This window comes from Streptomyces solicavernae, assembly GCF_029968095.1.
GTDB lineage: Bacteria > Actinomycetota > Actinomycetes > Streptomycetales > Streptomycetaceae > Streptomyces > Streptomyces solicavernae.
Genome location: NZ_JASCIR010000066.1, coordinates 1 through 9,908, shown reverse-complemented (window position 1 = coordinate 9,908; position 9,908 = coordinate 1). Strand labels below are relative to the sequence as shown.

At 66.5% G+C, this 9,908-nt stretch carries 11 protein-coding genes; 5 read left to right on the top strand and 6 right to left on the bottom strand.

Annotation, left to right across the window (positions count from 1 at the left end; all coding sequences use genetic code 11):
* On the top strand, positions 1-784 hold a 784-nt coding region (locus QIS99_RS31700), incomplete at its 5' end, for a zinc ribbon domain-containing protein (RefSeq protein WP_282517213.1).
* A 330-nt stretch (positions 785-1,114) separates the two neighbouring features.
* Here the strand turns inward: QIS99_RS31700 and QIS99_RS31695 are convergent.
* The 4 genes from QIS99_RS31695 to QIS99_RS31680 all read right to left on the bottom strand — a co-directional run bounded on the left by QIS99_RS31695 (position 1,115) and on the right by QIS99_RS31680 (position 3,358).
* Positions 1,115-1,954 carry a protein kinase family protein gene (locus QIS99_RS31695; RefSeq protein WP_282517212.1) on the bottom strand — a complete coding sequence of 280 codons (840 nt, stop codon included), beginning with the start codon at positions 1,952-1,954 and terminating at the stop codon, positions 1,115-1,117.
* 67 nt (positions 1,955-2,021) lie between these two features.
* Positions 2,022-2,465 (bottom strand): glycine-rich domain-containing protein, encoded by a 444-nt coding sequence (locus QIS99_RS31690; RefSeq protein ID WP_282517211.1) that lies wholly within the window; start codon positions 2,463-2,465, stop codon positions 2,022-2,024.
* Between the two features lie 420 nt (positions 2,466-2,885).
* Positions 2,886-3,125: a DUF7848 domain-containing protein gene (locus tag QIS99_RS31685; protein ID WP_282517210.1), complete on the bottom strand. Its 240-nt coding sequence runs from the start codon at positions 3,123-3,125 to the stop codon at positions 2,886-2,888.
* Positions 3,122-3,358, bottom strand: a complete 237-nt coding sequence (locus QIS99_RS31680; protein WP_282517209.1) for a hypothetical protein — start codon at positions 3,356-3,358, stop codon at positions 3,122-3,124. Before QIS99_RS31680 ends, QIS99_RS31685 begins: the two co-directional genes overlap by 4 nt.
* Positions 3,359-3,483: 125 nt before the next feature.
* Here QIS99_RS31680 and QIS99_RS31675 point away from each other — a divergent pair, with 125 nt between their 5' ends.
* Positions 3,484-4,824, top strand: coding sequence for a hypothetical protein (locus QIS99_RS31675; RefSeq protein ID WP_282517208.1), 1,341 nt, complete (start codon positions 3,484-3,486; stop codon positions 4,822-4,824).
* Here the strand turns inward: QIS99_RS31675 and QIS99_RS31670 are convergent.
* The gene (locus QIS99_RS31670) at positions 4,802-5,335 is read right to left on the bottom strand and encodes an NUDIX hydrolase (protein WP_282517207.1); all 534 of its coding nucleotides are present in this window, start codon (positions 5,333-5,335) and stop codon (positions 4,802-4,804) included. The two genes, QIS99_RS31675 and QIS99_RS31670, sit on opposite strands and share 23 nt — an antisense overlap.
* 223 nt (positions 5,336-5,558) lie before the next feature.
* On the opposite strand from QIS99_RS31670, the gene QIS99_RS31665 reads away from it, so the two are divergent.
* Complete coding sequence (locus QIS99_RS31665; protein ID WP_282517206.1) at positions 5,559-5,936, top strand: VOC family protein; 378 nt, start codon at positions 5,559-5,561, stop codon at positions 5,934-5,936.
* A 157-nt stretch (positions 5,937-6,093) separates the two neighbouring features.
* On the opposite strand, the gene QIS99_RS31660 is transcribed toward QIS99_RS31665, so the two are convergent.
* Complete coding sequence (locus tag QIS99_RS31660; protein ID WP_282517205.1) at positions 6,094-7,350, bottom strand: RtcB family protein; 1,257 nt, start codon at positions 7,348-7,350, stop codon at positions 6,094-6,096.
* 276 nt (positions 7,351-7,626) lie between these two features.
* On the opposite strand from QIS99_RS31660, the gene QIS99_RS31655 reads away from it, so the two are divergent.
* Together QIS99_RS31655 and QIS99_RS31650 are read left to right on the top strand one after the other, a co-directional pair.
* Positions 7,627-8,571, top strand: coding sequence for a DUF3558 domain-containing protein (locus QIS99_RS31655; protein WP_282517204.1), 945 nt, complete (start codon positions 7,627-7,629; stop codon positions 8,569-8,571).
* Between the two features lie 162 nt (positions 8,572-8,733).
* Complete coding sequence (locus QIS99_RS31650) at positions 8,734-9,618, top strand: DUF3558 domain-containing protein (protein WP_282517203.1); 885 nt, start codon at positions 8,734-8,736, stop codon at positions 9,616-9,618.
* The last annotated feature ends 290 nt before the right edge of the window (positions 9,619-9,908 follow it).

Genomic DNA, 9,908 nt, shown 5'->3' with positions numbered 1-9,908 from the left:
AAGGTGGGGGTACCCACGAAGGAGACAGGATGGCGAGCTGGTTTCCGACTCCGAGGGCAACCCGGTGGCCGGGAAGTGGGAGCCGATCTGCACGCCCAAGGAGTGGTACGCCGTCACGGCGTTGCTGGAGAAGAACCGCAGTGCTGGCGGTTGGGATGGCTCCGGAGACGGGAAGCGGACCCCGCGCAAGTACCTGTTGACCGGTCTTCTGCGCTGCGGCAAGAAGCTGGAGGACGGCCAGACCTGCCACACGAAGATGCACGGAGCCCCCGCCCGGAAGACCCACAAGTATCGGTGCAGGTCTGTCCTTGACGGGGGCTGCGACAAGCTGAGCCGCCAGGGCCCGGCCATCGACAAGCTGATCTCTGAACTTGTGCTCGCCAAGCTGGAGAAGCGCAACGCTGAGCGTGAGCCGGTCGAGGAGGTATGGGTCGACGAGGCCAAGTCGGAGGCTGCACAGCGGCGAAAGACGGCTCTGGAGGACCAGTGGAACGCCGAGGAGATCAGCGACTCCACGTTCTTCTCACTTCTGAAGAAGGTGGAGGTGGAGATCAAGCGTCTCGGCGTTGAGCGGAAGGCATGGGCCGCCCGCCAGGAGACTCGGAAACACGAGGTTACCGACGTACGTGCTCAGTGGCAGGACGGACGGTTGGACCTACAGCAGAAGCGGCGGATCATCTTCGACGCCCTGGAGGCGGTCATCGTCCTCCCGGGCGTGAAGGGGTCCCACAAGTTCGACCCGGACACGATCATTCCGGTGTGGAAGGAAGAGTCGGCTAGCTGAACTTGACGCCGAGGATTTGGCCCATCGCGTTCCATTTCTCGGCGCTCCACTCAGGCGACCGCTCCAACCACAGTGCTATCCATGCCTGTTCGGCAACCGAAAGCTCATCCTGTGACGCCTCGGTTTCGGCCGGGGCGTCTTACTTTTCGCCGCACAGGGAGATTGGCGTCGTGGCGGACGAGACGTTCGAGGGCTCCGCGAGCGTAGTCATGACTGCCACGGCTCCCCCTCGCCCAACAGCCCGACGTGCCACCACGGCTGATACTGCACGGACATGACCGGGCCCCCGCCAGAAGACCCAGCGGGGGCGTACAGGCCAGGGCGTTGGCCTCAATTGGCGTCGCGTAACTGCCGGACAACATCCGCCGCCCTGGGGCGGTCGGCAGGGTCACGGCTCATCATGTGCTCTATGAGCGCGCCGAGGGCTCCGGGCACATTGATGTGCCGATGCGGCTTGTCCACGATGGCCTGCCGTTGCTCGGCACGAGGCGCGTCGTCCGGATATTCAACATGCCGCCAGCCAGTCGCCGAGATGAACAGCGCAGCTCCGAGCGCGTACACGTCGCTTGCCTGTGTCGGCGTGGCCGTTCCGGTCTCCAGGACGCTCCGTGAGATCTCCGGGGCCTCGTAGTGGACGAGGCAGCCGCGGAAGGGGAAGTCGTGTCGCTCGGGCACGGGCCCGCCAAAGGCCAGGGCGAGGTCGATCAGGTGGGTGCGTTCCAGGCCGATGATGAAGTGTGCGGGCTGTACGTCCCCGTGGGCCCAACCACGAGCGTGCAGTTCGGCAAGTGCCTTAGCGCAGCCGAGGGCGACGTTCGGCTGGACCGATGAGCCGTCGGTGCGGCAGTGCTCCCAGATCCGGTAGAGGTCCGGGCCTTCACGCCAGAGCTGGATGTTCCACGTTCCGTGCTCCCACTCCCCGTACGTGACGTGCTCGACGCCGAGACGATCAAGCACAGCGCCTTCACGTGCAGGGGCGAGAGCGGTCCAGGGCTGCGCATCCCAGCCGGGGCCGGCCTCGATCGGCCAGCCGAGCTTCACCGCAAACTTGCCGCGCCCGTTGGCCACTTCCCAGACCGTGGAGCCCCGGCGGTTGAGCACCAGGCGCCGAGTTACGGGGCTGAGCGCGTTGAGCACCACATCGGGCAGCTGGGGAATCGGATCGGACAACGTCTCTCCTTCCACGCGGGTGCGGCCAACCCGGCAGGCAGGTTGACCGCACGTTGCTGCCGAGGGGCTACGCCTGACCGTACGGCCGACCGCAGTCGGAGTCGCACTGGGCGGCGTTCTCACCGTTCACGGTCCAGAGGTCATCGAGGACCATGAACCCGGCGGCTTTCATGGCGTGCGTCGAGGTCTGGACGGCTTCCAGCGTCCGGCCACCTCCGCCGGGGCGCGGGTTGTGGTGCAGGAACCGCCCGGCGTGCTGCTGGCAGAAGTCCGCGTAGTCCTTGGTGTGCAGGACGAAGGCGTGGAGACTGTGGTCGACGTCGTCACTCGGCACCATTGGCACCGTGGCGACCGACGCCGTAGCAATGAAGGCGAGGGCCTGATCCGTGGCTCGCGCCGCGTAGTCGATGTCGCAGCCCTTCTCGTGTACGACGAGCCGGACGATGCTGTCGAACAGCTCCTCATCGACCAGGCTTCGACCGGTACGGAGGTCGTTCGATACTGCGGTCATGCGGGGTTCCTCTCACGTAGGAGTGGTGCACTGCGCTTGCAACCCGCCCCGCGCGCCGTGGTCAGTCATGCACGAAATACGAGGCACGGGGCGGGAGTTCAGGAGTTTCCGGCGACACCGGAGATCAGGACGGTGATCACGGAGACCCAGACGATGAAGCCGAAGGCAACTCCGGCCAACGTGCCGTCCTTCCACGCATGGCGCTCAGTGCGACTTCCGCGGGCACGTCCTGCCGGTAGAAGATCTCTGGGGCTCCTGCCTGTCATGTCTGGTCCTTGTCCGGGTGTGGGGAGTTGGGCAGCCCCTGCCGGGCTCTGGTGCGGCGGGGAAGCGGGGCAAGAGACGCCCGGCAAGGGCTGGACTTGGAGATCCGCCAACCGCGACGACGACATACGGGGCGGGCGGGACCGGGTTATGCACTCAGGAGTGCATCCACGTGCGCCACGGGCGGGTGATGATCTCCCGATACGTGTGGTGCGAGGGATTGCGGCCGGAGTGTTCGAGCGTCCAGGACTGCGGCACCGACCACTCCACGCCGGCCTCCGACGTCTCGTTGCATACAGCGCACTGCATCGCGTAGGTGATCGGTTCCGCGTCCGGCTCGGAGTTGGGTTCGAGCGTCCATTCCCTATGTGCGACGAGCGATCGAGGCGCACTCACAGGGGCCTCTTCACTGACCGCTCGTTCTGCACCGCCAGGCGGGCGCTGATCTCTTCACGGACCGTCAGGCGCGCGATCCTGTCGGGCCTGGCGTCCCACTCCCTGCCGCCGTTGAGCGGCCGGAGCTGGAGGTACGGGCCCTCACTGCCCATCACCACGCCAACCTTGCCGTTGTCCGAGTCTTTCACCAGTACGCCTTCCGTGGCGCCCGGCCCTCCGTCGGTGGTTGCCATGGAGAGAGCTTCGCGATGCGCGGGGTATCGCTGAAAGGCCAAGCCAGTTACCCAACTTGAGTAAACTCAGCGGTAAGTAGAGACCCAGTAACGTTGCGTAGCCCTCACAGTGAGGAGTCTGCCCAATGCCCGACGCTCACCGGCCGCAGGAACTGCCTTCCAGGTTGCTCACCGACCCCGAGATGATCGACGCCTGCCGGGTACGGGACTTCGCCAGGGTCTTCCAGCTCATGAAGGTCAAGGCCGGCATCTATCCGTCGATGATCGCCAGGCGATGCGAGATGACTCCCAGCCGGATCGGCGAAGTCATGGCAGGGCGAGCCCAGTTGAGGCATATGGATGTGATCGAGCGCATCTCAGACGGCTTACGCATCCCCGGCCACATGCTCGGGCTCGCCCGACGAGCATGGGAGACGCCCCAGGCCCTCGCAGCCTCTGAGCGAACGACGCCGCAAGCCGATGAGCCCGAGAAGGCGGCTCCCGCATCCCTGCCCGGCCCCGACGTGGACAGCATCCTTGCCATGGCTGCTCGGACGAGTCTCGGCCCCGCCACACTTGAAGCCTTCCGGTCCTCCATCGAGGACTACTGGCGCAGGGACGACCAGCACGGCGGCGAGGCACTGAGGCCCGCCGTCGTCGGCCAACTCCGCCATGTGATCGAGCTGTTGAAGGAGAGCAGACCACCCTCCATCCAGAACGGCTTGTACGGAATCGCCGCCGAGCTGGCCCGCCTCACAGGCTGGACCTACTTCGACGCCCGTCAGTACAACCAGGCCCGCGCGTACTTTGCCGAGGCGCTGCGGCTGGCCAAGGAGATCAACGACCGGCCGTTCATGGCCAACGTGCTGGCCTGTATGAGCTTGCAGGCGACGTACCAGGACAAGCCCGCCGACTCCCTGGCACTCGTGACCGCCGCCCAGGACCAGGCACGCTCAGCGCTCGGCAAGACCCCACGCGTCCTGTCGATGCTGTCCATGCGGGAAGCCTTCGCGCACGCGACGCTGGGAAACCGGGACGACACCCACCGAGCCATCGGGGAAGCCCACCGCTACTTCGGGGAGATCCAGCGGGACGATGACGACCCGTCGTGGGTGTACTACTTCAACGAGCCGAAACTCATCGTGGACACGGGCATTGCCCACGGCCGACTCGGCGAAGCGGCGACCGCCGAGCCCTTGATCGCGGATGCTCTACAGCGCGAGGACCGTACGAACCAGCGAGGACGCGCGTTCCACGCCTTTTGGCTTGCTCGTACGCAACTGGATCAAGGCAAGCTCGATCAGGCGTGCCGCACCGCCACGCAAGCACTGGAGACTGCGACAGCCGTCGCCTCCGAGCGTGTGTCAGGACATCTCCGAGAGTTCTACGGCCAGTTGGCCCCACACGCACAGGAGCCAGTAGTTCTGGCCTTCGAGGCACGGATACGGGAACTCCTCCCGCCGGTCAGCGGGTCGCTTCGTCCATGAGCAGGTACAGAACCCCGACCAGTGATCCGCTGCTAAGGATCTCGCGGCGGTCGACCATCCCGCGCAGCTCCGAGAGAGGAATCCACTCAATGCGGTCGGACTCGTTCTTCTCCGTGGGTGGCCCGTCGTAGGTCGCGCCATCCACGCGGAACACGTGGTGCTGGGAGTCCGTAATGCCGTTGGCCGGCTCCGCGTAGATCAACGGCTTGATGGGGCCGGGACGCCAGCCCGTCTCTTCCAGAACTTCACGCGCCGCCGCTTCCTCGGGGGACTCCCCTTCTTCGACGAGCCCCATGGGCAGCTCCCAGGCCCACGAATCCGTGATGAAGCGGTGCCGCCACATCATCAGGACTTCCTGGCGGTCATTGACCACCGCAGCCACGGCCAGGTGCCGAAGGCGAACGACGTGGTACTCCCACCTGCGACCGTCAGGCTGTTGGACGTCGACCAGACACAGGTTCACCCACTTGTTGGTGTAGATCTGACGCTCTCCGTGGGTCTTCCACTCCATACCTGCGGCCCCTCTCGCTCTGAACCCAGCATCCCAGAACGATCCAGGTTCGACCGTCGCGTTGAGGAAATTCGCGTCAGTGTGACGAGATGCGGGCAGGGGTGTGCTCTCCACAGCACAGCGTCGGGCCCTGACGCAGCGAGCGCCCCGCCCCGAACTGCGGGCGGTGGGTGATAGCCGAATTGGGTCGCACAGGCGAGCCGGAGTCTCCTACGGTGCCCGCATGCAGATCGTCGTGACACTCGACTGTGTGGACACCGAGGCGCAAGCGAAGTTCTGGCTCGCCGCACTAGAACCACTGGAGTACCGGCGCGCCCTCGACGCACCGCCCTACCTCAGCCTGACTGGGCCAGCGTCGGGACCAACTCTGCTCTTGCAACAAGTACCGGAGCCAAAGCAAGGCAAGAACCGGATGCACCTCGACCTGGACTTCGGCCACGCCGATCTGACCGCCGAGGTCGACCGACTCGAACGGCTCGGCGCCCAAAGGACCACTGGTGAACTGACTGAACACGGCTTCCGGTGGGTCGTACTCACCGATCCGGAAGGCAACGAGTTCTGCGTATTCTCCCCGCCAGCAGGCACTGGTACAGCGGAGTAGTCCACGACTCCAGCTCTGTCCCTCACCAGCATGACGTTACGGATCGCCGAATTATCCAATCCGGCGATCCGTGCAGGTCAGCATGCGAGCGACGACCAGACTCTTGGGTAACGACAGGACCACATCAGGGCCCTCTCGACCACGTGGATTGCTGAATTCAGCCCTTCACGCAGATGACCTGCTTGAGCTTGGCCACGACCTGGACCAAGTCCCGCTGCTGTTCGATAACTTGACCGATCGGCTTGTACGCGCCCGGAATCTCGTCAACGACGCCGGAGTCCTTACGGCACTCCACGCCCCGCGTCTGCTCCTCCAGGTCCCGCGCGGAGTACTTCCGCTTGGCAGCGTTACGGCTCATCCGGCGGCCGGCGCCGTGCGAGGCCGAGTTGAAGGAAGCCGGGTTGCCCAGGCCGCGCACGATGTAGGACTCCGTGCCCATGGAGCCGGGGATGATCCCCCACTCCCCCGAGCCCGCGCGGATCGCTCCCTTACGCGTGACGAGCAGATCCATCCCCTCGTACCGCTCTTCGCTGACATAGTTGTGGTGACAGCTGATGACACCAGGGCGGTACTCAACGGTCCTCATCTGACCTTCGGCATCTTCCTGCTGGCAGGAGATGACCGGCTGAAAGGTCGGCTTGGCCTTCTTGAACTCCTTGCGGACGACGTCCTGGAAGAGGCCCATCATGATCGCTCGGTTGTACTTGGCGTACTCCTGCGCCCAGAAGAGGTCGTTCCGGTACGCCGCCATCTGCGGGGTGTCCGAGACGAAGACGGCGAGGTCGCGGTCGATCAGGCCCTGGTTGTGCGGCAGCTTCTGGGCCACGCCGATGTGGTACTCGGCGAGTTCCTTGCCGATGTTCCGCGAACCGGAGTGCAGCATCAGCCAGACCGAGCCGGACTCGTCGAGGCAGAACTCGATGAAGTGGTTGCCGCCGCCGAGCGTGCCCATCTGCTTGGTCGCCCGCTCCTGGCGGAACTTGACCGCGTCGGCGATGCCGTCGAACCGCGACCAGAAGTCCCCCCAACCGGAGGTCGGGAAGCCGTGCAGGCGGCCCGGGTCGACCGCGCCGTCGTGCATGCCGCGGCCGACCGGAATGGCCTGCTCGATCTTCGAGCGCAGTCGCGACAGATCGCCGGGCAGATCGTTGGCCGTCAGGGACGTCTTGACCGCGGACATGCCGCAGCCGATGTCCACGCCGACCGCCGCCGGGCAGACCGCGCCGTGCATCGCAATCACGGAGCCGACGGTGGCGCCCTTGCCGTAGTGCACGTCGGGCATGACGGCGAGGCCCTTGATCCACGGAAGCGTCGCGACGTTCTGCAGCTGCTGGAGCGCGCCGTCCTCGACGGACGTCGGGTCCGTCCACATCCGGATCGGCACCTTCGCGCCCGGAACCTCTACATAAGACATAGCTACCTCAATCCCCCGAAATCCCCGGCGTCGATGCGGAGGTGTGGAGAGATCCACCCGTCCGTCGGCCTGCCGGGACCGAAAAGTCTGTGCATGTAAAACTCTGCGCGCGTAAAACTGCGCGCGCAAAAACCAGGCCCAAAGCCTTCAAATCGGATGCTCGACCGGCATCCGCGGCTGCGCTTGCGATACACATTGTGTTCACCGGCCGCCTCCCGGCGGCAACCGTTTTTCGGTCCGACCAGACCCGAACCCGACCCGAAGGGAGCCGCGACCGTGCAGCGTAAGGGGTACGTCCCGGGCGCAGCCGCGCTCCTCGCGGTGCTGCTCGCCGCCTGCTCGGGCGGGACCGGGACCGACGGCCCGACCGACGACGCCAAGCCCGGCGAGGCCTCCGCGACGCAGACCGCCGAGCCCGGCCGGTACCGCACGCTGCCGGACGCCTGCCGCGCCGTCGACCACGGCACGCTGGACCGCATGCTGCCCGGCCTCAAGCAGCTCGACGCGGAGCAGAGGGCCAAGGCGTACGAGGGCTCGGCGGCCGTCACGTACGACACGGATCGGCGCGTGGGCTGCTCGTGGAAGGTCGACTCCCCGGACTCCACGCACCACCTCGACGTCGACTTCGAGCGCGTGGTCTCGTACGACGGCACCGTCAGCGACGACGCGCGGGCCGCGGAGGTGTACGGGGAGAAGCAGCGGGCCGCCGACCTGCCCGAGCCGTCCGGCGGCACGGAGGGCGCCGACGAGGACACGGACTCCCCCTCGGCCGAGGCCCCCGGCACGTCCGATGACACCGACGCATCCGACGGCCCCTCCGAGACGTCCGGCGACAAGGCCACGGACGACGGCAAGGCCACGGACGACGGCAAGAACCCTGACAAGACCCCCGCCAAGGGCACGGACAAGGACGCGGACAAGGACGCGGACAGCGGCAACGCCAACGGCGAGGGCGAGGGCGAAGCGGTCGTCCCCGACGAGCTGCTCCCCCGCGTCCTCGACGGCCTGGGCGACCAGGCGTTCGTCGACGACCGCCTCACGTCGGCCGGTTCGACGGTTAAGAACCGCACCGTGACTGTGGTGTTCCGCACGTCCAACGTCGTCGTGACCGTCCAGTACAACGAGCAGCCGGCGCGCGGCTCGGAGCTGCCCGACAGCAAGGAACTGCAGGACAAGGCCCGGGAACTGGCGGGCAGGCTCGCCGAACAGTTCACCGACTGAGCCCATCGGGCCCGCCCCGGCACCACCCGGCCGTCCCCGTCTCCTTTACGTATCCCTCACGACCCACGCACCTTCCGCGTACCGTGGCTGAGCGGAATCCGCACGGAACCGGAGCCGCCGCACGTACCGGCACCGACTGCACGACTGATGAGCGAAGGAACCATGCACCGAAAAGGACCGCGATTCACCCGCATACTCGCCGCCTGCGCAGCCGTGCCCGTGATCCTCACGGCAGCTGCCTGCTCCTCCGATTCGGACGCGGGCAAGGGCGACGGCGGAGGCAAGAGCGACTCGGGCGGGACATCCTCCGCAGCGCCGGGCGGCAAGGAGAAGCCCGCGGCCGTCGAGAAGGCCGCGTTCAGCGACCTGCCCGACGCCTGCAAGACCCTGAAGGGCGACACGATCGAGGACCTCGTGCCCGAGGTCGACGACAAGTCGGGCAAGTCGGCCTCCTCGGAGGACACCTCGGCGCGCAACTCCTGCTCCTGGACCGGCCTCGACAGCAACGGCACCAAGGGCTCGCAGTTCCGCTGGCTGAACGTCGGCCTCGTGCGCTACGACTCCAACGCCACCCTCGGCAGCGGTGACAAGCTCGCGCAGGCGCAGTTCACCAAGAAGGTCGAGGCGGCCAAGGCCCTCGACGGTGCGAAGGATGTGAAGACGAAGGTCCTCGACGGCGTCGGCGACGAGGCCACCCTGGTCACCTCCGACCAGAAGAAGAAGGAGGGCGACTTCAAGAACCACCGTGTGGTCGCCCGGGTCGAGAACGCCGTCGTGATCATCGACTACAACGGCGCGGGCCTGGCCGGCGCCGGGGACCCCGACTCCGAGGACATGGTGAAGGACGCGCAGGAAGCGGCCGAGGAGGCCGTCGCCGCCGTCAAGTCCGCCAACGAGTCCACCGACGACTCCACCGACAAGTCCACCGACAAGGACGGCTCGAAGACCGGCAGCAGCAACGACTCCGGCTCCGACTCCGGCTCCGGCTCCGGCTCCGGCTCCGACGACAGCGCCTCGGGCAACTCCACCAAGAAGCCCAAACACTGACGGACTGACGGACTGACGGACTGACGGACTGACGGACTGACGGACCGACGGACCGACGGACCGACGGACCGACGGACCGACGTCCGCGAAACGTGCGCCCAGGAGCCCGGTCACCCCAGGTGGCCGGGCTCCGCGCATGACCCGCCCGCGACCGCGCGTACGCATGTGCCAGGCTGTGCGACGCAACAAGCCGAACAGGGAGGGGTTCGCGGGTGGCCGCGATGCAGTTGACACGCACACACCGGATACTCATCGGTGTCGTGATCGCCGGAGCGGTGGTGATCGCAGGC